At 64.1% G+C, this 18453-nt stretch carries 28 protein-coding genes; 12 read left to right on the forward strand and 16 right to left on the reverse strand.

Annotated elements, in window-relative coordinates; translation table 11 throughout:
* Positions 1-6: 6 nt before the first annotated feature.
* Both JQ591_RS19415 and JQ591_RS19420 read right to left on the reverse strand, forming a co-directional pair.
* A complete protein-coding gene (locus JQ591_RS19415) occupies positions 7-483 on the reverse strand; it encodes an MAPEG family protein (protein WP_211397623.1) in 477 nt (158 codons plus the stop codon).
* A gap of 77 nt (positions 484-560) precedes the next feature.
* Entirely contained in the window at positions 561-1958 is a 1398-nt protein-coding gene (locus JQ591_RS19420; protein WP_211397624.1) for a carotenoid oxygenase family protein, read from the reverse strand.
* 105 nt (positions 1959-2063) lie between these two features.
* On the opposite strand from JQ591_RS19420, the gene JQ591_RS19425 reads away from it, so the two are divergent.
* The gene (locus tag JQ591_RS19425) at positions 2064-2801 is read left to right on the forward strand and encodes a TetR/AcrR family transcriptional regulator (protein ID WP_211397625.1); all 738 of its coding nucleotides are present in this window, start codon (positions 2064-2066) and stop codon (positions 2799-2801) included.
* 50 nt (positions 2802-2851) lie between these two features.
* On the opposite strand, the gene JQ591_RS19430 is transcribed toward JQ591_RS19425, so the two are convergent.
* Complete coding sequence (locus JQ591_RS19430) at positions 2852-3454, reverse strand: hypothetical protein (protein WP_211397880.1); 603 nt, start codon at positions 3452-3454, stop codon at positions 2852-2854.
* Positions 3455-3619: 165 nt separating this feature from the next.
* Here JQ591_RS19430 and JQ591_RS19435 point away from each other — a divergent pair, with 165 nt between their 5' ends.
* Positions 3620-4180 (forward strand): SET domain-containing protein, encoded by a 561-nt coding sequence (locus tag JQ591_RS19435; RefSeq protein WP_211397626.1) that lies wholly within the window; start codon positions 3620-3622, stop codon positions 4178-4180.
* Positions 4181-4322: 142 nt separating this feature from the next.
* Here the strand turns inward: JQ591_RS19435 and JQ591_RS19440 are convergent, their stop codons facing one another.
* Positions 4323-4721: a hypothetical protein gene (locus JQ591_RS19440; protein WP_211397627.1), complete on the reverse strand. Its 399-nt coding sequence runs from the start codon at positions 4719-4721 to the stop codon at positions 4323-4325.
* 37 nt (positions 4722-4758) lie between these two features.
* Complete coding sequence (locus tag JQ591_RS19445; RefSeq protein WP_211397628.1) at positions 4759-4989, reverse strand: hypothetical protein; 231 nt, start codon at positions 4987-4989, stop codon at positions 4759-4761.
* A 101-nt stretch (positions 4990-5090) separates the two neighbouring features.
* On the opposite strand from JQ591_RS19445, the gene JQ591_RS19450 reads away from it, so the two are divergent.
* Positions 5091-5912 (forward strand): helix-turn-helix domain-containing protein, encoded by an 822-nt coding sequence (locus JQ591_RS19450; protein WP_211397629.1) that lies wholly within the window; start codon positions 5091-5093, stop codon positions 5910-5912.
* 69 nt (positions 5913-5981) lie between these two features.
* Positions 5982-6647, forward strand: a complete 666-nt coding sequence (locus JQ591_RS19455; RefSeq protein ID WP_211397630.1) for a DsbA family oxidoreductase — start codon at positions 5982-5984, stop codon at positions 6645-6647.
* Between the two features lie 8 nt (positions 6648-6655).
* On the opposite strand, the gene JQ591_RS19460 is transcribed toward JQ591_RS19455, so the two are convergent.
* The 3 genes from JQ591_RS19460 to JQ591_RS19470 all read right to left on the reverse strand — a co-directional run bounded on the left by JQ591_RS19460 (position 6656) and on the right by JQ591_RS19470 (position 9756).
* The gene (locus tag JQ591_RS19460) at positions 6656-7819 is read right to left on the reverse strand and encodes a GNAT family N-acetyltransferase (RefSeq protein WP_211397631.1); all 1164 of its coding nucleotides are present in this window, start codon (positions 7817-7819) and stop codon (positions 6656-6658) included.
* Positions 7820-7961: 142 nt separating this feature from the next.
* Positions 7962-9401: a cytochrome c oxidase accessory protein CcoG gene (gene ccoG / locus JQ591_RS19465; protein ID WP_211397632.1), complete on the reverse strand. Its 1440-nt coding sequence runs from the start codon at positions 9399-9401 to the stop codon at positions 7962-7964.
* A 34-nt stretch (positions 9402-9435) separates the two neighbouring features.
* The gene (locus tag JQ591_RS19470; protein WP_211397633.1) at positions 9436-9756 is read right to left on the reverse strand and encodes an ArsR/SmtB family transcription factor; all 321 of its coding nucleotides are present in this window, start codon (positions 9754-9756) and stop codon (positions 9436-9438) included.
* Positions 9757-9851: 95 nt separating this feature from the next.
* Here JQ591_RS19470 and JQ591_RS19475 point away from each other — a divergent pair, with 95 nt between their 5' ends.
* From JQ591_RS19475 to JQ591_RS19485, 3 genes are read left to right on the forward strand one after another with little or no spacing between them, the layout of a single operon-like run.
* Positions 9852-10280 carry a YeeE/YedE family protein gene (locus JQ591_RS19475; RefSeq protein WP_211397634.1) on the forward strand — a complete coding sequence of 143 codons (429 nt, stop codon included), beginning with the start codon at positions 9852-9854 and terminating at the stop codon, positions 10278-10280.
* Positions 10281-10285: 5 nt separating this feature from the next.
* A complete protein-coding gene (locus tag JQ591_RS19480; protein ID WP_211397635.1) occupies positions 10286-10753 on the forward strand; it encodes a DUF6691 family protein in 468 nt (155 codons plus the stop codon).
* 21 nt (positions 10754-10774) lie between these two features.
* Positions 10775-11131, forward strand: a complete 357-nt coding sequence (locus JQ591_RS19485; protein ID WP_211397636.1) for a carboxymuconolactone decarboxylase family protein — start codon at positions 10775-10777, stop codon at positions 11129-11131.
* Positions 11132-11216: 85 nt separating this feature from the next.
* On the opposite strand, the gene JQ591_RS19490 is transcribed toward JQ591_RS19485, so the two are convergent.
* Together JQ591_RS19490 and JQ591_RS19495 are read right to left on the reverse strand one after the other, a co-directional pair.
* On the reverse strand, positions 11217-11549 hold the full coding sequence (locus JQ591_RS19490; protein WP_211397637.1) for a hypothetical protein: 333 nt from the start codon (positions 11547-11549) through the stop codon (positions 11217-11219).
* Positions 11550-11659: 110 nt separating this feature from the next.
* The gene (locus tag JQ591_RS19495; protein ID WP_211397638.1) at positions 11660-12064 is read right to left on the reverse strand and encodes a hypothetical protein; all 405 of its coding nucleotides are present in this window, start codon (positions 12062-12064) and stop codon (positions 11660-11662) included.
* A 200-nt stretch (positions 12065-12264) separates the two neighbouring features.
* Here JQ591_RS19495 and JQ591_RS19500 point away from each other — a divergent pair, with 200 nt between their 5' ends.
* Positions 12265-12498 carry a hypothetical protein gene (locus JQ591_RS19500; protein ID WP_007602200.1) on the forward strand — a complete coding sequence of 78 codons (234 nt, stop codon included), beginning with the start codon at positions 12265-12267 and terminating at the stop codon, positions 12496-12498.
* Positions 12499-12755: 257 nt separating this feature from the next.
* Here JQ591_RS19500 and JQ591_RS19505 read toward each other — a convergent pair whose 3' ends face one another.
* Positions 12756-12998 (reverse strand): PilZ domain-containing protein, encoded by a 243-nt coding sequence (locus JQ591_RS19505; protein ID WP_211397639.1) that lies wholly within the window; start codon positions 12996-12998, stop codon positions 12756-12758.
* Between the two features lie 179 nt (positions 12999-13177).
* Here JQ591_RS19505 and JQ591_RS19510 point away from each other — a divergent pair, with 179 nt between their 5' ends.
* Positions 13178-13471 carry an HdeA/HdeB family chaperone gene (locus tag JQ591_RS19510; RefSeq protein ID WP_211397640.1) on the forward strand — a complete coding sequence of 98 codons (294 nt, stop codon included), beginning with the start codon at positions 13178-13180 and terminating at the stop codon, positions 13469-13471.
* Between the two features lie 123 nt (positions 13472-13594).
* Here the strand turns inward: JQ591_RS19510 and JQ591_RS19515 are convergent, their stop codons facing one another.
* Positions 13595-14059, reverse strand: a complete 465-nt coding sequence (locus tag JQ591_RS19515) for a PaaI family thioesterase (protein WP_211397641.1) — start codon at positions 14057-14059, stop codon at positions 13595-13597.
* Between the two features lie 362 nt (positions 14060-14421).
* On the opposite strand from JQ591_RS19515, the gene JQ591_RS19520 reads away from it, so the two are divergent.
* Together JQ591_RS19520 and JQ591_RS19525 are read left to right on the forward strand one after the other, a co-directional pair.
* Positions 14422-14733, forward strand: a complete 312-nt coding sequence (locus JQ591_RS19520) for a hypothetical protein (protein WP_211397881.1) — start codon at positions 14422-14424, stop codon at positions 14731-14733.
* A 117-nt stretch (positions 14734-14850) separates the two neighbouring features.
* Positions 14851-15105 carry a hypothetical protein gene (locus JQ591_RS19525; RefSeq protein ID WP_211397882.1) on the forward strand — a complete coding sequence of 85 codons (255 nt, stop codon included), beginning with the start codon at positions 14851-14853 and terminating at the stop codon, positions 15103-15105.
* A 9-nt stretch (positions 15106-15114) separates the two neighbouring features.
* Here JQ591_RS19525 and JQ591_RS19530 read toward each other — a convergent pair whose 3' ends face one another.
* Complete coding sequence (locus JQ591_RS19530) at positions 15115-15348, reverse strand: DUF6894 family protein (RefSeq protein WP_211397642.1); 234 nt, start codon at positions 15346-15348, stop codon at positions 15115-15117.
* A 163-nt stretch (positions 15349-15511) separates the two neighbouring features.
* Positions 15512-15700 (reverse strand): hypothetical protein, encoded by a 189-nt coding sequence (locus JQ591_RS19535; RefSeq protein WP_211397643.1) that lies wholly within the window; start codon positions 15698-15700, stop codon positions 15512-15514.
* A gap of 276 nt (positions 15701-15976) precedes the next feature.
* Between JQ591_RS19535 and JQ591_RS19540 the strand changes: the two genes are divergently transcribed.
* Positions 15977-16234: a DUF2798 domain-containing protein gene (locus JQ591_RS19540; RefSeq protein WP_211397644.1), complete on the forward strand. Its 258-nt coding sequence runs from the start codon at positions 15977-15979 to the stop codon at positions 16232-16234.
* A gap of 774 nt (positions 16235-17008) precedes the next feature.
* On the opposite strand, the gene JQ591_RS19545 is transcribed toward JQ591_RS19540, so the two are convergent.
* The gene (locus tag JQ591_RS19545) at positions 17009-17176 is read right to left on the reverse strand and encodes a hypothetical protein (protein ID WP_211397645.1); all 168 of its coding nucleotides are present in this window, start codon (positions 17174-17176) and stop codon (positions 17009-17011) included.
* A gap of 547 nt (positions 17177-17723) precedes the next feature.
* Positions 17724-17921 (reverse strand): hypothetical protein, encoded by a 198-nt coding sequence (locus JQ591_RS35355; protein WP_249137319.1) that lies wholly within the window; start codon positions 17919-17921, stop codon positions 17724-17726.
* Positions 17922-18453: the final 532 nt, after the last annotated feature.

Genomic DNA, 18453 nt, shown 5'->3' on the forward strand with positions numbered 1-18453 from the left:
AAATCTTTACAGTGTCAAAATGGCATGAATTGTCTGCAAAAGGTGAATTGTTGCAAAGGCTTGGTCGGAGAGCTCGTCGGCTATGTCGGCCCAGTTCAGGTGCGCCAGGATCGTCAGTCCATTCGTGGTCAATAGGCCGATCGTGAGAACGACCCCGCCACCGCGGCAGACCAGATACCGCAGCGAGCCGGCCGTCGCGTATATCCCGAGCGAATGCAACAGCCGGGACAGCACCAACGCACCCATCAGCAGGTGAATCTGCGAGGGCGGTGCGCCGGACATTTCGAGCAGCGCGACCATCAGCGCGATGATGGGTACGTAGCCGATGAAATGGCCGTGGGCGCGGATCGCGCTGCGCAGGTTGCCGCCGTCGTCGAAGGCAGCCTGGCTGCTCCGCCGCGACTGTATGACTTCCAGCGCAAGCGCGGCGTAGATCAGCGCGAGCACGGCGAGATAGTTTGCGGTGATCGTGGCGACGTGCATGCGAACCCTTGCTGGTGATGCATCGCGACGTCGTTCGGGGCTCGCGCCTTCGTCGCGCCCGAATGACGAGGGGAGAGCTACTGCGCGTCGACCCAATTGCCGTGAAATCCGTCGGGCACGCGGTGGCCGAGCTGCACCAGCGCGACCGGGCCGGCCTCGACATCCCTGGCGTTGAACACGGCGAGGTCGCTGCGGTTCTCCCGCGCGCGCCAGATCACCGCCAGCAGCCAGCCGTCGGCCTCAGGAGCATCCTTCGACCGCTCGACGAAGACGGGTTCGGAAATGGTGTCGCCGGCCGGCAGCAGATAATGGCCGAGGCGCGTTCCATTGCCGTCGACATGGACGACGCCGGATAGCGCGCCGAACATCGGCAGCTTCGGATTGGCGCAGGCGTACCAGCCGTGACGGCTCTTCAATCCGGCGCGGCGGTCGTCGATGCGCGGGAATTCGCCGGTGAGATCGTCGAGATAAGCCTGCTGGAAGCGGTCGGTATTCCCCGAGAGATCGAACGTCCAGCGGCAATGCCGGGCGCGCGACTTCTCCGGATCGGTCGGCCGACCGTCGGGATGCGGAAACAGCGGCGCTTCCTCGAACTGCATGACGTCGGCGATGATGCGGTTGCCGTCCTCCCACGCATTCATGACGTGGAAGACGTAGCAGGCTTCAGAGCGAAACCAGACGATGTCCTTGGCCGTGCCGTTGCGTTTCATCACGCCGACATAGGCGCCCTTGTCCGGCTCCCAGGCATAGGGCGGCCGCCCGCTCATCGCGCGCTCCATGCTGCCGGTGATGGGCAGGATCGGAAACAACACATGGTTCTCGGTGACGATGAAGTCGTGCACCATGCTGGCATAGGGCGCCTCGAACCGTTCGAAGCGCGTCGCCTTGCCGGACGCGTCGACCGACCCGTAGGAGAGGGCAGGCGTCAGCGGGCCCGCCGCATTGTAGCCGAAGAACACGAGTTCGCCGGTGACCGGATCGATCTTCGGGTGCGCCGTGAAGCTGCCGGCGACGCGGCCCTGATAATTGTGATAGCCGCGCGTTGCGAGCGTATCAGGCTCGATCTCGGTCGGCAGATGCGCTTCCTCCAGCGCCAGCAGCTTGCCGGCATGGAAGATGATGTTGGTATTCGCGACGCCGCCGTCGGTGAGGTGCGCCGGGGCATCCGGCAGCTTGCGGCCGAAGCCGCCGAACAACGCGCGGCCGGCATCGTGCTCAGCCAGCCATTTCGGCGTGCGGATCCAGCGGTTGCGATAGCTGGCGCGGCCGTTCTCGAGGTGAAAGGCGTGCAGCATGCCGTCGCCGACGAACCAGTGCGCGCCGGGCGACTCGAACTGCGGATTGGGGCCGTTGCGATAGAGCGTGCCGTTCAGCTCACGCGGCAATTCACCGATGATCTTGAGGAAGCGGGCGTCGGCCTCGAACGGAATCGGCGCGAGGTTGTGGCGGCGCTCAGTGACGGCGTCCTGCTGCACGGCGTATCCTCCATATCTTTACAACGTAAAGATCAAATAATGCCGGCCGTCGCGGCAGTCAAGGGAAATCTTTACACTGTCAATATTGCGTCTTATAGCTTCACCATGGGCAAGAGTGAAATCAGGACCGAATCCCCGCGGCGCGCGCGCACGCCGCGAAAGACATCGTCGGCAGCGGGGACGCCGCCGCGTTCCGCGCGCCGCATATCGAGCGTCAAGACCGAGGCGCCCTATCACCACGGCGCGCTGCGCGAGGCGCTGCTCCAGGCCGCCGAACGGGTGCTGGAGCGTGACGGCCTCGCCGGCCTGACATTGCGCGCGGTGGCGCGCGAGGCGGGCGTCTCGCATGCCGCGCCCACCCATCATTTCGGCGACCTCACCGGGCTTCTCAGCGAGCTCGCGGCGGTCGGCTTCCGTCAGTTCAATGCGGCGATGGCGTCGTCCTGTGACACCGCCACCACCCCGCTCGAGCGCGCGCTGGCGCGGCCGAAAGCCTATGTCGCCTATGCCCAGGCTCATCCCGGCATGTACGGCATCATGTTCCGCACCGAGCGCCTCGACTATTCCAGGCCGTCGCTGCACGAGGCCGCCGAGGCTTCCTTTGCCGGGCTCGCCAACGCCGTCGGCATGATGCGGCAGGAGCAGATCAGCGGCGATGCGCTGACGCTCAATCAGGGCGCCGCGATCGCGCGCGCCTGGTCGATGGTGCATGGCTTCACCACGCTGCTGCTCGACGGACGGCTTTCGGACATCCTGGGGCGGCTGCCCGAGGGGACGACGGCCGAACGCCTGCTCGAGGCGATGCTGACGGCCCCCATAACCGGGAAGCCGCCGGGTCCCTGATTCAGCCGGGACGAGCGCAACCCTTGCGATGACCGCGCCAAGACGAAAGCCTAGCGCTTCGTCGCCAGCTCGACCGCGCGGCCGCTGGCACCAACGATCTTCACCTCGTCCTTGCCGCACACGAAGCTGCGGGCAAAGTCGTCTGCCGCCTTGCGCGCGAGCTCATTGCTGTTCGGGTTGGCGATCGCGTCGACATAAGCGACATGGCAGACAGGGCCGGGCGGCAACCGGGTCACGATGAGCATGGCCTTGGTGTTCGGCCGCCCCTGCTTGTCGGGATCGGTGCCATCGGCGATGTGCCAGCGCTGGATCATCGCAAACGGCTTGGCGGCCGCCGTGCGCCATTCGACGGTGGTCTCGGACGAGTTGAACGGAGCGAACCAGACCTTTGCCGCAGGTTCCTCGGCCGCGGCCTTGCGATTGCGGCCGACGGAGACGATTTCACGAAGATCGTCCTCGGCGATCAGGACCACGAGGCCATCCTTGCCCTTGCAGACCCGCGTGGTGCTGCCGTCGAGCTCGCTGGGCTTGCCGATCTGGCGGCAATCCTTCGGGGCCGTCGAGGTATATTGGCTGCCCACGAATTGGGCGTCGGCGCGGTCGAGACCGCACATCAGCAACACGGCCAGGCCTGCGGTGGTGATGCGGATCATGACGGCGCCTTTGATCGAGCGGGAACTCCGTACCATCAGACGTCTTGATTGTGGGCAAGGTTCAAACAGGGTCGACAGACACCTGACAGCGGCGCGGAATCGTTCTAGAAGGGCGGCTTCGCTTGGGCTCTTTCAGCCTCATTCGCGTCCTCGTTTTTCGTGATCATGCCAGCCACCTCTTCGAACAAACCTTATCGCGTCGGCCGCTCGAAAACCGGGCTCGGCCTCTTCGCCACCAAGCCGATCAAGAAGGGCACCCGGATCATCCGCTATTACGGACCGATCCTGGACTCCCGGATTCCCGAGCACGACGACATCGAGAACAAATACCTGTTCGAGCTCAACGGCCGCTGGACCATCGACGGCTCGGTGCGCAAGAACCTCGCGCGCTACATCAACCATTCGTGCCGGCCCAACGCCGAATCCGACGTGCGGCCGCGCGAGCGCAAGGTCTTCATCCGCGCCATCAAGAACATCGAGCCTGGCGACGAGATCAACTACGACTACGGCACCGATTATTTCAAAGCCTATCTGAAGCCGATCGGCTGCAAGTGCGAATCTTGCGAGAAGAAGCGCAAGAAGCTGCGCGCCGAGGCACGGACCGAACGCGCCAAGGTGAAGGCGCGCGCGGAGCGCAAGGCCGAGAAGGCGGGCGCCAAAGGCGCCAAGAAGAAGAAGCTCAATGGCCATGCCGTCGGCAAGGCCAACGGCCGCGCGCGGGCGTAGCCTGAGTTCGAGCTTCTGGCACAACTGTCATGCCCCGCGAAAGCGGGGCATCCAGTACGCCGCAGCTTCTCCGTATCCAACTGACTTCTCGGAATACTGGGTCGCCCGGTCAAGCTGGGCGACGACAGCGAGTGATGTGGCCTCACACTGCCAACACACTCCCGCTCCTGCGCAATCCCACATATTGCAGCTCGGCAAACACGCCGGTCGCGATCGCCTGCGCCACGACCATGAGCTCGCCGGCAAGGTTCGGCGACACCGCGCCCGAGAGCAGCAGCGCGATGCTGCCGACCGTCCATGCCGCGTTGCCGACCACGACCAGCAGCACGAGCGGCTTTGCCACGGAGGCGCGTGAGGCAAGCCAGCCGACCAGTGCGGTGTAGGCGATCAGGAACAGGCCGGTCTCGCGCAGCAGCGCTTCGGGCAGGTTGAACAGCGACGCGAACGCGCTGGCGCCGAAGGTGAAACCGAGAGCGGCGATGCCGCTGAAGATCGCGTCGGCAAGAAGCGCGCGGCGGAGGAAGCTGGATGCGTCGATCATCGTGGGTCTCCATGGTTGGGTTGGGCTCAGGGAAAACTCAGTGCCGTCCGCGCCACCGGGCGCGGAGCAGGCGGGCGAGGCGGAACGGGCAGAGGTTCCTGCCGAGGCCATGCTCGAAGGCGGTGACCTGCGCGACGACATAGTCGCCGGTCGAATGCACCAGCGGCTCCGGCATGTTGAGGCTGCGCGCCAGCATCCGGGTTGCGAACGCCATGGCCCAGGGAACAAGGTGGTCCGCGACAGTCCGGTAGAGCAGCAGTGCGATCATGGTCGTCTCCTGTTGCGACCGAAGATGCGCCGGCCCGGGGCCCAATTCGATTACCTCTGACGTAATGGAAGCGCCGAAATCTGCGTGCTAGGTTTTCGACCATGAACGCACATGCATCCACGGCACAGGCCGAACGCAGCCAGCCGGTCCATATCGGCGACCATTTGCGCGAATGGCGGCAGCGCCGCCGCATGAGCCAGCTCGATCTCGCCGGCGAGGCCGAGATCTCTGCGCGGCATTTGAGTTTCGTCGAGACCGGCCGCGCCGCTCCCTCGCGCGACATGGTGCTCAGGCTCGCCGAGCGCCTCGACGTGCCCTTGCGCGAACGCAACGTGCTGCTGGTCTCAGCCGGGTATGCCCCCGCCTTTCCGCAGCGCCCGCTGGAGGATCCCGCCTTGAAACCAGCCCGCCAGGCGATCGACCTTGTCCTCAAGGCGCATGAGCCCAATCCGGCGTTGGCCTATGACAGGCACTGGAATCTGGTCTCCGCCAACCGCATGCTGGCGCCACTGCTCGCCGGCATTCCGCAGCGGCTGCTCGGCCAGCCCCTCAACGTGCTGCGGCTTGCCTTCCATCCCGAGGCGCTGGCGCCGCGCACGGTCAATCTCGCGGAATGGTGCGGGCATCTTCTGGAGCGGCTGCACCGGCAATGCGAGGCCACCGCCGATCCTGAGCTGATCAAGCTCTACAACGACCTGAAGAGCTATCCGATCCCGGCGCGCGCGGCACCACTGTCGAGCGACAATGTCGCGATCCCCTTCAAGCTGCGCCACGACGGGGAGATACTAAGTTTCTTCTCCACCACCATGGTGTTCGGTACGCCCGTCGACATCACCCTGTCGGAGCTGGCGCTGGAGACCTTCTTTCCGGCCGACGAGCGCACTGCCGAGCGGCTCCGACAAATGGCAGCAGCCATGAGCTAGCGGCCTTGCCTCGGAACGGGTTCGGCTTATCTTTGGGCAAACCTGTACCGCTCGAAGGAGGCGCCTGACATGAGCACGCTGAAACCGCTCCAGATTGACGTCGTCTCCGACGTGGTGTGCCCTTGGTGCTATATCGGCAAGCACCGGATCGAGAGCGCGCTGGCGCTGGTGCCCGACGTTCCGGTCAAGCTCAATTTCCGTCCCTTCTTCCTCAATCCCTGGGTGCCGTCCGAGGGCATCAGCCGGGAGGACTATCTCACCAAGAAGTTCGGCTCGGTCGAGGCCTATAAGGGCATTGCGGGGCGCGTCGTTGCGGCCGCGAGCGAAGAGGGGCTCGTCTACCGGCCTGAGCTGGTCGCGCGTCAGCCCAACACCACCGACTGCCACCGCCTGATCCTGTGGGCCGAGGCGATCGGCAAGGCGCCCGAGATGAAGCAGCGCCTGATGGAGCTCTACTTCCGCGACGGCGGCGACCTCACCGATTTGAACGTGCTTGTGCAGGCGGCTGCCGACGTCGGCCTCGATGCCGACGACGTGCGCAAGCGCCTCGCTACCGACGAGGACGTCGCGCGCGTATCCGCGGACGCACAGGAAGCCGCCGAGAAGGGCATCTCCGGCGTGCCGACCTACGTGTTCGCGCAGAAATACGCCGTCTCAGGCGCACAGGATCCCAACATGCTCGCGCGCGCCATCCGCGAGGTCTCGGCGGAGATCAACGCCCAGGCGGCGGAGTAGGAGCTGTCCTATTTACGAAGCAGGCGAACTGCGCGGCGCGCCGCCGCGTAGGCGATGCCGTGCGCCGCAAGCGCTGCGTGAACGAGCGCCACGATGGGGTCATTCCGCCGCAACGGAATCAGCACGTCCCCGATTGCGAAGCGCCCGCGCCAGATCGGATTGATCATGGGGTGATCGGGGCTCGCCGTGGAATCCGCGCTGGCGATGGCGGGATCGGCGCAGAGGCGGCGGGTGAGCTCGAGCGTGAGCTGCACGCCCGGTGAATATCGTGCAAAGCGCTCGTCGATGCCGAGCTTGAAGAAGAAGGCGCGGTCCTGATGGCGCAGCACGATGCCGGCTGCCACCGGCGTCGCGCCGGCGCGAAGGGTGATGATCTCGCATTGCGCGGTTTCTGCCAGCGCAGGAACCGCGCGGCGGATGAAGGTTGCATCGCCGGCATGCTGGACCAGCGCGGTGCCGCGCTTGCCCTTCCAGCCACTGGCTTCGAGCTGCAAGAATGTTTCGAGCGCCGGCCTGATCTCGTCCGGGCTGCGCGCCACGTCGAACGCGACGGCGCCGTGTTCTTCGAGACGATGGCGCTGGCGGCGCAGCTCCTTGAGCTTCTTGGTACCGAGCGCGTCGCGTAGCAGCGTCTCACTGTCCTGCGTCGCGTCCAGGCTGGCGCGGATGTAGGAGCTCAGGAGGCGCGGCTTCAGCCCGTCGCGATTTAGAACCTGATTGAGGGCGGTCATTGCCGCCCCGTCGAGCGCGACGTCGTTCAGCACGAGCGCATGCGCTCCGGCCGCGCGGGCTTGCTGCAACAGGCGCGTCGCTGCCTCGATCGGGGCCTCGCGGTCGATCAGCGGGCTGCACAGCGTGCCGTAGGGATGCGCGCTCACCAGCGCGGGCAGGGGGATTTTCCATGCGCGCCAGAGTGAGATCACCGGCATCAGCCCGATTAGCCGCGATCCATCGCAGGCGGGAAGCGCCGAGGCATCCGTGCGGCTGCGCGCGGTTGCACTGACGGCGAGCTCCCAGCCCGGCAGGTAATATCCGTTCGGCTCGATCGCGCGCTGCGCGAGTGCGCGCCATTGGCCGGGTTCGATCGCCGTGAGCGGGACGCGCGCGCGCGACGCCGCGGCATGCTTTGCCGATGCCGGATTGACCGCAGCCTGGTGCGCGATATCGACCACGTCCCGTCGTCCCCGTTCAGGAGGCCATGCTTAGCGCAAAGATTGGAAAATACCGTTGGGACGCCGCTTCAATTCGAGTGGTAATATTAATGTCTCGTTGAGCATCCGGCGGCAAGCCGCCGGATGCCGCGGGAGACGGTGCCTACCGGTCACCCAGCACGAAATGGTCGCGGGCGCTTGCACGACCGCCGCCGGCGGTGTCGGTGATCCCGATGTCGATGTCGCGCGAGGTCTGCGGCAGCTGCGCCGGGCCGACCAGCACCGAAAGTCGGACCTCGCGGGTCTGATCCTGTCCGACCTCAACGACGGGCTTGCCGTCAGCTCCGGCCTCGATGCCGGCGACGCGAATTGTCGCGCCCGGCAGGCCGGAGATTTCGAGCGCAAACGACCGCTGCGCGCCCTTGTTGAGGATGCGCACGGTGTAGTCGTTGCGGACGCCGCCATCGGCGAGCTGAACGAAGAGCGGGTTGCGCTCGTGCAGCACGTTGACGTCCATCGTCGCGCGCGTGGCGAGCGCGTAGAGCATGATGCCGCCGACGATGGCAATGGCCGCGGTATAGATCAGGGTGCGCGCGCGGATGATGCGGTAAATCGGCGCCTTGCCCTCGCTGCGGCGCTGCATGTTGATGTCGGTATCGTAGCCGATCAGGCCGGCGGGCCGGCCGATCTCGCGCATGACGTTGTCGCAGGCGTCGATGCACAGGCCGCATTGGATGCAGCCGAGCTGGATGCCGTGGCGGATGTCGACGCCGGTCGGGCAGACATTGATGCACTGGTGGCAGTCGATGCAGTCGCCCGCGATATCGCCATGGGTGCGGGCGACTTGCGCCTTCTTCACCGACATGCGTGGCTCGCCGCGGTCGTGGCGATACGTGACGTTGAGCGCCCATTCGTCGGTCAGCGCCGCCTGGATGCGCGGCCAGGGACACATGTAGATGCACATCTGCTCGCGGGCGTGACCTGCAAAAACGTAGGTCGTTGCGGTCAGGATGCCGATCCAGAGATAGGCGACGAAGGGAGCCTGGAAGGTGGCGAGCTCCTGCACCAGCGTCGGCGCGTCCGCGAAATAGAGCACCCAGGCGCCGCCGGTCCACCAGGCGATCATGATCCAGAGAAAGTGCTTGGTTGCGACCCTCCGGACGTGAGCAAAAGTCCAGTAGCGATTGTCGCCCAGCATGCGCTCGCGCCGGTCGCCCTCGACCCAGCGTTCCACTGCATAGAACAAATCGGTCCATAACGTCTGTGGGCACATGTAGCCGCACCAGATGCGACCGGCCACCGCGTTCATCAGGAACAGTGCCATGGCGGCAATGATGAGCAGGCCCGTGAAGTAATAGACCTCCTGCGGCCACAGTTCGATGAAGAAGAAATAGAAGCGGCGATGCGGCAAGTCGACCAGGACAGCCTGGTTCGGCAGGCCGGGTCCGCGGTTCCAGCGAATGAAGGGCAGCAGATAGTAGGTCCCGAGCGTGATGCAGAGGATCGCCCATTTGATGCGGCGGAACGGCCCGTGGACCGATTGCGGGTAGACCTTCTTCCGCTTCTCGTAGAGCGGTCCCTCGATGATGGTGTCGTCGGTCATCCTGCGCTCCTCGCGTCTAGCGCGGGCGAGAGGCCTATCCGGGAGTGCAGAAGAGGCGGTACAGCGTCTCCAGCAACGTGCGGACTTCCTGGCTCGCGATGCTGTAGTATACCGTCTGACCATCCCTTCTGGGTTTGACCAGGCTCAATGCGCGCATCTTGCCGAGATGCTGAGATAGTGCGGCCGACGACAGGCTCACGATGTCGGCGAGTTCGCCGACCGACTTCTCGCCGTCCAGCATGTTGCAGAGGACCAGCAGCCGCTTCGTATTGCCCATGGCCGTGAGGAGGCGGGAGGCCTCCTCGGCCTTCTCCTCAAGCGCGACCAACTCTTGATTGCGGAGCTTGCGTTTCATGGTCGATCTATATATTAGTATATTCGAAAATACGAAAGAACTAAAATAACGGTATTCGGTGCCCGCGCCGGGCGTGCTCTCGATCCGGAGGTCGCATGGTCTCGACATCATTTACGCCGATCGCCTCCCTTGTTGGCGGCGCGCTGATCGGCTTGGCTGCCGTTCTGCTGATGTGGGCGACGGGGCGGATCGCCGGCGTCAGCGGCATCGCGGCGGGGCTGTTTCCCCCTTACGAGGACCGCCAATTTCCTGGCCGGGTTGCCTTCGTCGCAGGTCTCGTCGCCGCGCCATTGCTGGTGCGGTTCGTCACCGGAAGCCTGCCGGCGCAGACGATCGAGGCGAGCCCGGCCATTTTGATTGTCGGCGGCTTGCTCACGGGTTTCGGTTCGGTCTGGGGCAGTGGCTGCACCTCCGGCCACGGCGTCTGCGGCCTGTCGCGGCTCTCGGCGCGCTCGCTGGTCGCGACCATCACCTTCATGGCGGCCGGCATGGCGACGGTCCTCGTGATGCGGCACTGGAACTGATGGCGATGGCTATACCGTTTCAATTCCTGATCGGCCTGATCTTCGGCCTCGGCCTGATCGTCTCGGGCATGTCGAATCCGGCGAAGGTCCTGAACTTCCTCGACGTCGGCGGTATTCCGGCGGGGACGTGGGATGCGAGCCTTGCCTTCGTGATGGCTGGCGCGGTGGCCGTGACTTTCACCGGCTTCAAACGCGTCCTGAAACTCGCGCGTCCCTACTTCGCCGAACGATTTTATCTTCCGACGCGAAGCGACATCGATCCCAGGATCATCGCAGGTCCCGCGATCTTCGGTGTGGGTTGGGGACTGGCGGGCTTCTGTCCGGGGCCGGCGCTGACCGCGCTCGGATTTGGCTCCGTGTCCGCCGTCATTTTCGTCGCTTCGATGAGCGCCGGCATGGTGCTCGCCCGCTTCATCGCTCACCTGCCGTCGTTGACGCGCTTCGTCACGCCGGCCGACCCGCTCGACACCTAGAGTAAACGCAGAGAGTAAGTCATGGACAAGAATTACCCCGAGATCACCCGCCAAATCTCCGCCAACATGCGCAAGCTGCGTAGCGACATTCCCGACACCATGAAGGGATTTGCCGCGCTTGCCCAGGCCGCCACGCGCGACGGCGCGCTGGACAAGAAGACCAAGGAAATGATTGCGCTCGCGCTCGGTGTTGCCGCGCATTGCGACGGCTGCATCGGCTTCCATACCGAAGCCCTGGTCAAGCTCGGTGCAACGCGCGAGGAGGTCGAGGAGACACTCGGTATGGCCGTCTACATGGGCGGCGGACCGTCGCTGATGTATGCCGCGGATGCAATCGCGGCCTACGAGCAATTCCAGCAGCAGACAGTCGCCGCCTGACGTCTGTGATGCGATCATACAGGCGGGACCGGGCGAGTTGCCTCGTCCGGTCCGCCTGTCATGTCATCATTGACTACCAGATTGACTACCAGCGGTCCCCGCCGACACCGACGCCAACGCTGACGCCGGGTGCGCGGATGCCGACGCCGCCACGCGGACCATCGTCCCAGTCGCGATGGCTGCGGCGCTCATAGTAGTGGTCGCGCGGCATGGTCGCGTAGGAGTCGCGCACGATCACGCGCGAGCCGCCGCGGGTGCGATAGCAATTGCCGGAATCGTCGCAGACCAGCCGCACTTCCTGGACGAGATCGGGGCTGGTGTATTCGCTGGTCGTGTAGATGTCGGCGGCCTTCGCGCCGCTCACCGCGGCCAAGGCTCCGACGCCCGCCAGCAATGCAATCGTGAACGTCCTCATCATGTCCTCCTCGAAACTGCCCTCGGCGGTAACAAGAAAGGGAGGCGGTGATCGTTCCGGCAGAATTACAGGTTTTTCCCGGAACCGGATCGCGTGTCCGGCGTGATTGGTTCCTAGATCGGCTCGTAGCTTTCTGACCCGCAGATGTCGTCGGCTTCGGCGCGGCGGCGATCGACCACCTTTCCGCCTGATATGGTCACGATGTAGGTCTGTGGGCCGAGCGACGAGCCGGTCGCCGAGGTGAGCTGGGCGCGGACGCAAGCTGTCCAGCCCGGTCCCCGCACCTCGCGATGGGGTGTGGCGACATGCACCTCGCGCGGATAGGACGTGCTGAGGAAGACGAATTCGATCTGCTCGCGCACGACGCGTTTGACGTCTGGGGGCGATTCGGGCGGCGGCTGCTCGGCTTCCTTCATGCGCATGAACTCGGGCACCGGAGCGCGGCTGTCGGCAAAGCCGCAGGCACCGAGCGCGAGCGCGCCGGCCAGCAGCGCCGCTTGAGCAATAATCCGCAACATCCGTGAAGGTCCCCTGCGGGCCAACAGATAGGCACGAATGCGATCCGACGAAGTCCCGGCCGATCAAGATTTGCTGAGGCCAGGATTTCCTGAAGGCAGGATTTCCTGAAGGTAGAATTTCCTGAAGGCCTGGAACCCGCCGCATTTGCTATTCCGGGATTGCAGGCTAATTTGTATCCCAGACGAGGGGGATTGCGCCAATGAGGATTTTGGTCATAGCGGCCGCGGTACTGGCGCTGGCGGTTGCCTCGGCGCAGGCGCAGATGGGCGGCGGCAGGCGTCAGCCTAACGAGGGCGGCCAGAAAGCGGACAACAAGCCCAAGGTCGACGAGAAGGCCTACAAGGCCGCACTCGAGCGCATTCCCGAGTCCAAGGAGAAGTACGATCCGTGGAGCGGGGCGCGTCCGCCTGAACCTGCCAAGAAGCCGAAATAGGCGAGGCGGGCGTTGACGAACTCCGGCCGGGCCATTTGACCTCTCTCATCACGCGCCTCGTATCGTCACCGTAGCCAGGCATCGGGCAGCCAATGGCAGGCCGATGGCGAGCACGCCGGCCAGGCGAGGTTTCGTCGTCGTGCTCGACCGCGACACCGGCAAGCCGGTGTGAATCTGCGCTCGAGCCGCCGCAATGAATCAAGGCAATCATCATCGTGTTGTGGATGTGATGCGAACGATCGTTCACATCGTGCGCGCTACTGTACGAAAGCGAGGCCGATGCGCCTCTCGCTGCGCCAGACTGCGCGGCATTTCCGCACGAAATTGTCGCGCGCGATCGCGAGCGTGAACGATTGCGGCAATGCGACGGTGGCGTCGAGCTCGATTGCGGCTCCGTTCGCCGACATGTTTCGCACCGTGCACGCGATGCCGCTGTTTTCGAAGGTGATCGTTCCACCCTTGAAAACACGGTAACGCTGCGCTGCACGTTTCTCGATCATCCGCGTTAATCCATAATGACATTTGTGAAATAGTGCATAGAAATTACGTTGAACTAAACTCAATACTGGCGCTACTTGCACAGCGCTTCAGACTTCGTTTACGACGTGAAGCGGAGGCAGCTCCGCCGACTTTCCCCCAAGCCTTTCCTTTGTGGCGTTACGCGCCGATGGAGATATTGATGAAGACCACGCTTTCGCTTCTGTTCGCCGCAGCGTTCTCGCTGTCGTCGATGCCCGCCCACGCCACCAAGCTCGATCTCGCGACAATGAGCTGCAAGCAGTTCCTCGAGAGCGGCGACGACACCATCAAGATGGTGCTGACCTGGATGGACGGCTGGTACAAGGGCGACGAGGACAACGCGATCTTCGACACCGATGTGTTCGTCGAGAACGCCAAGAAGTTTGGCACCTATTGCGGAAAGAATCCGAACGTCAGCATCGTCACCGCGGCTGACGAGGTGCTCGGCAAGTAACTTCCGATGCGTGCGGCCGAGGCGTGATTGCAACCGCGCCTCGGTCCCTTGCTTCGACACGATCGCCATCGAGAGCCGCGGTTCGCTTTGCGCTCACGCGGCTTTCTTCTTTTCGGATGATGCTCACCCCGGCAGCATCGCGAACGCGCTCGACACCATCGCCACGGGCTTGTTGTCTGTGGCCGAGAGCAGCGTGACGCGGCCAAAGCTCATGGTGCGTCCGAGTCGCACCACGCGGGCGTCGGCCAGCACGTCCGACGAGGAGACGGCGCGCATGAAATGCGTGGTCTGGTCGACCGTCGTCATCGGACGATAACCGCGGTTGGCGGCGAGGTTCGCGATGACCATCGCGGTGTCGGCGAGCGCCATCAGCGCCTGGCCGCAGACCACGCCGCCGTTGCGGCACAGGCGCTCCGAGAACGGCATGCGCAAGAGCGCTGCCGGCTGCCAGTCGGGCACGTCCGGCGGCGGAAGGTGCTCGATGCGCTCGACCGACAGGTTGAGATCCTGGACCCAGGGCGCAAAGACGTCGCCGAGGATGCGTCTGGCCTCAGTGATGCCGAACTCGGCTTCTGGCTGCGATGGCATTGCTGTCGTTTCCTTCGTGTTGCCGGATGTTTCGGCCATTCTGAGCGGATCGGCACGGCAAAGTCACCCGGTCTGCCGCGGGTCCCGTCGGCTTGAAAATGCCTGACTTCGCCCGATATGATGCCACGGAGTGGGTATGGGTGGATGATGTTGCGTCGGTATGTCCTCGTGTTTTGTCTGGCCGCGCTCGGCCTGTTGCTGAACGGGTGCACCAAGTGCGGCCCGATCTGGGACGACTGGCTACATTCGCCGAAATCGTGCAGATCGGATCGGCTCTAGCGGGCCGAGCGGCCCCTGCGGCTGTGACAGGGGTGACAAGGTGCGGGCGACCCGCGCCGCCATGGATGATCAAGGAGTCAATGATGAAGCTTTTCCGTATGGCCGCGGTACTGGCTGTCCTGGCGGGACCGACCGTGCTGGCGGGACCGGCCTACGCGCAAATGCCCAATCTCAATTTGCTGCAGGACGGTCCGAGCAAGACCCCCGAGGAGAAGGCCGCGGAAGCCGAGCGTGACAAGGCCTACAAGGAAACGCTGAAGAAGATTCCGGACTCCAAGGCGTCCAACGATCCCTGGGGCGGCATGCGCTCCGACCCGCCGAAGCAGCCGGCGGCGCCAAAGGCGTCGGCCGCAACCGGTGCGCCGAAGAAGAAGTCCGGCACGACCGCCAATTGACCTTCTGCCCGATCGGAGGCGACTGATGCCTCCGGCCGGGACTCCTCTTTGATCGGCCTGCTTCCTACATTGCGCGGGAGCGTATTGCGTCGAGGAGGGCAGGACATGGCTGATCGCATGGCCGATCGTCCGCGGGATCTCGCCGAGCGGATGGCGCGCCGGCGCAAGATGGGCGGCAAGCCCGGCCAAATGGCCGGCGACGGCTATCTGCGCGAGACCTTCACACTGCCGCGCGCGGCGGCGCGGGAGAGGGCGCAGGCCTTCTTCGCCCGCTACCCCAAGGCCGGCTATATGAGCGCGGTCGAGAACTGGCGCGAGCTGCCCGGCGGCGACATCGAATTCACGATGCGGCGGCTGCCCAGCGCGGACTAACGCCGGCCCCTATTCGAAGGTTTCGGATGTGATGCGGATCCGGAAGACGGGCTCCTTGGCCTCGTCCAGCAGCTCCATGTGCCATTCGGAATTTTCCTGGAGCTTGCGGGCGATGCCGGCGGCCATGTCGGCGCAGACGCTGGTCATCTCCTTCCAGGCCAAATTGCGATCGGCAAATTCCGACGCCTGGTCGGCACAGCCGGAATAGCGGCCGTTCCGGATTCGAAAGAAGTAGAGCGGCATGGTTCGCACCGATCGCGCGTGATGGCTCCGTCCCCACGGCCATAATCGCGGGCACTCCATTCCCAAACCACCCGCAGATCAATTCCGGGCGGCTACGGAATAGCCCCCATGGGCGCGTGTGCGCCCTGCGGCGCGCAGGGCGCCGACGTCTCAGGCTGGCGGCTCAGGCCGTCTTGCGCCCGATCGCCTTCAGCTCCCGGTCGATGCGCAGCTGCACCCGCCGGATCGCCAATAGATCGATCTTGGTCTCGGTCCTGCCGGTCTTGATCTGCTCGCCGATCCGGAACTGCCACTGCCAGATTCCGGGAATTGCCGTCTTGGCGACGGTGAACTCGACGCCCCTGTGATTCATGGCCATCTCCCCACGATTCACTTCCATCACTGCAAACATGCTGGGCTGCATAATATTCCCGGGAAGTTAAATCTGTCGGTAAACCCCGGATATTTCACGGCTATCTCGCAACGCACGCGTTCCGAAAGGACGCCGGCCGCGCGCGGCGCCGCGAGACCTCGTGCCCGTGGTTCTCCGACCAAGAACAGAGTTCCTGGGCCGGGCAAATGGCGCCCTCCGGCGCGCGACGGCATGTGCCTTGCTTGGTCCGATGAGGCTAAGCAACATGGGCGCGTCATGCCGGGCATTCCTCGCCGTTATTCTCATTTCGTGTTCGGAATCATCCAGTCCGGACTGACCTCGCTGATCGCCGCGGGCATCGCCAGCTTTCCCGCAGGGAACGCGCTCGTCTTCCTCTCGCACTGGATGGTGTCGTGGCTGATCGCATGGGCGGCGATGCTGCCGATCGTGCTGCTCGCAGCGCCGGCGATCCGTGCCTTCTCGCTGCGGCTGACGCAGGAGGAGGGCGGTTCGCAAACCGGCCGGCCGGCATAAAAATCGGCATGAAAAAAAACCCGCTTGGGGAGAGCCAAGCGGGGAGAAGGTTATTGGAGGCTGAGGTGCTGGGCTGCAACACCATAGCCAGACGACCCTAGCCGGCTCAGCTTACGACAGCCTGACAGGGCCACGAATCGCATCCGGCCCGGTGCGTTCGCCCGTGCCCGCAAACAGACAATGGCCGCGAAAGTCGGGGGGCGGTGAGGCCCCAGACTGGCCCCGCACCCGTCCCAATTTCGACATCCGTTCGCACAACTCAGGACACAAGCGCAGGCGAGATTTTGTAGCGACGGTGCAGCCATGGGGGAAACGTGGCGCGCCGGCAACGGGGTGGCATCATGGACAACGTAGAGCGGTCATTCGCCGCCGCGACGGCGGCTGGCTTCGTGGTGCTGGTGATCGGCATCGTGCTGCTGGCGCTGCTGTAGGCCATGGCACGGGACGGCGGCAGCCCCGCGCCCAGATTGCGCTTTCGGTGGTGGAAGGCCCCTGCGCGCCTTCAAAAAAATCGAAAACAACCCCATGCACAGTAGCCCGCTGGGAAATTGTGTCGTTCAATCAATGGTTTGCTGGTAGCATTGAGATGCCATATCGTGCTCGGACTCGCCTCCAAGGCAGGCGAATCCCGATTCCCACGCCGATCCCGTTGATATCACGGGCGGCCGCTCCCCGCGGACATCGTCTCCAACGCGGTCCCGGCGGCGAACACCGCCCGCCGCAGGCCGCGTCGGCAACCCGGCCTCGGTCGGCTCCGAAGCCCGTCCTGGCGGGCTAATGAACCTTGATCGCGTCCAGCGGCAAGCGGAGCTCGGCGGCACGCTCTTCGCGGTCCTTCTTGCGGAACTCGTTTTCCTTGCGCTCGAACTTGGTCATCTCCTCCTGCGCCGCCTTCAGCAGGGGATTGCGCTTGGCCGTATCGTGATGCGTGTGATCCGTCATGACTGAGGTCCCCAGAATTGCGGTCCCATTCAAGAGAAGGCGCAGACCGCGAAAAGGTTCGGTGCCGCAGGATTACGGAATTCTGACGGCGCGCAGGCCATCCGTGTTCGGGTCATCCGTGTTGATGCGCGTCATGTTTGGGTGAGGAGGGATGGAGAATCCTCCGGCCGCTCCGTGAAACGACAGAGGCCGCCAGCTGGGGCGGCCTCTTACGGTCCTCGGACGGCTCGCCCTAATGGCAGGGGCCTGCCCAGCATCTGCGCGTACCGGCTATGGCAGCCGTCGTGCAACTGAGACTTCCTCGTAATTTTGCGCCGGCTTACGAAGCAGGCTTCGGTCTCACATCGGACCGACGGCGGGCAGGCAGCGGCCAAATCCGGGTGCTGGTCGGCAAGGGGCTATGAAATGAAAGAGGCCCCAACCGAGGCGGCCTCACAAATTGAAATACAGCATAGACGCTAGGACCGTCGAAAAGACGCTCAGCCCTACGATGGCAACTTTCAAAACCAAGTCTGGTGGGATCACGCGCCCCTCTTTGGTTAGGAAATCACTTCGGCGGCTGTAAGCCGGGCGAATTTAACCACTCACTTATGTGAGCGCCGGTCTCGGCTTGCCGAGCTTTGCGGACTGCCCGCTCCTGTTCGATACCTGGTGGGAGCGATTTGGCTTCCTGGTGAAGCCGCTGGGCTTGTTCTGCAAGGCGCTCTTCAAGGGAGGTGGTTTGCTTGAAACGGCGTCGGTGCATGGCGGTGCTCCTTTCCTTAGAGGAGGCGGGAGCGCTAGTTGCGTTCTCATCACCGATGAAAGCCAGGGACCGCGCGGTGATGGCTCAGTGTGGCATGTGCGGTACCTGAAATATGGTCAATCTTGATCACCTCGCAAAAGTTAACGAAGCAAATCAGGCCACTGCCCATTTCAAACTAGGCCACTAGCGCCGGAAATATGCCAGCACCTGAATTTTAAACGGCCCCAGTAGGGGGCCGCCAACCCGCCTTGCGGGTTTTCCTCCAGCAGTGGGGGGCCAACCTTTCGGCTGGGGGCGCAAACAAACGCGCCGCCAGGCCGATTGTTCCTTTGTGAGTTGGCCGACTGAGGCGGCCTTACTCTGTGCAGGGTCGTTCTCTCGGCCTGCAATTGCTTCACTAGTTCCTTGATGCGATCAACCGTTAGCTCGCCGTTGATGGCCGAGCGTATCCGCTCTGTAGGACTAAGTACGAGACCTAGGTGGGATAGTTCCAGAAAATCAAATCAGGCAACTCCCAAAATCAAACTAGGCC

The organism is Bradyrhizobium canariense (assembly GCF_018130465.1).
Classification (GTDB): domain Bacteria; phylum Pseudomonadota; class Alphaproteobacteria; order Rhizobiales; family Xanthobacteraceae; genus Bradyrhizobium; species Bradyrhizobium canariense_C.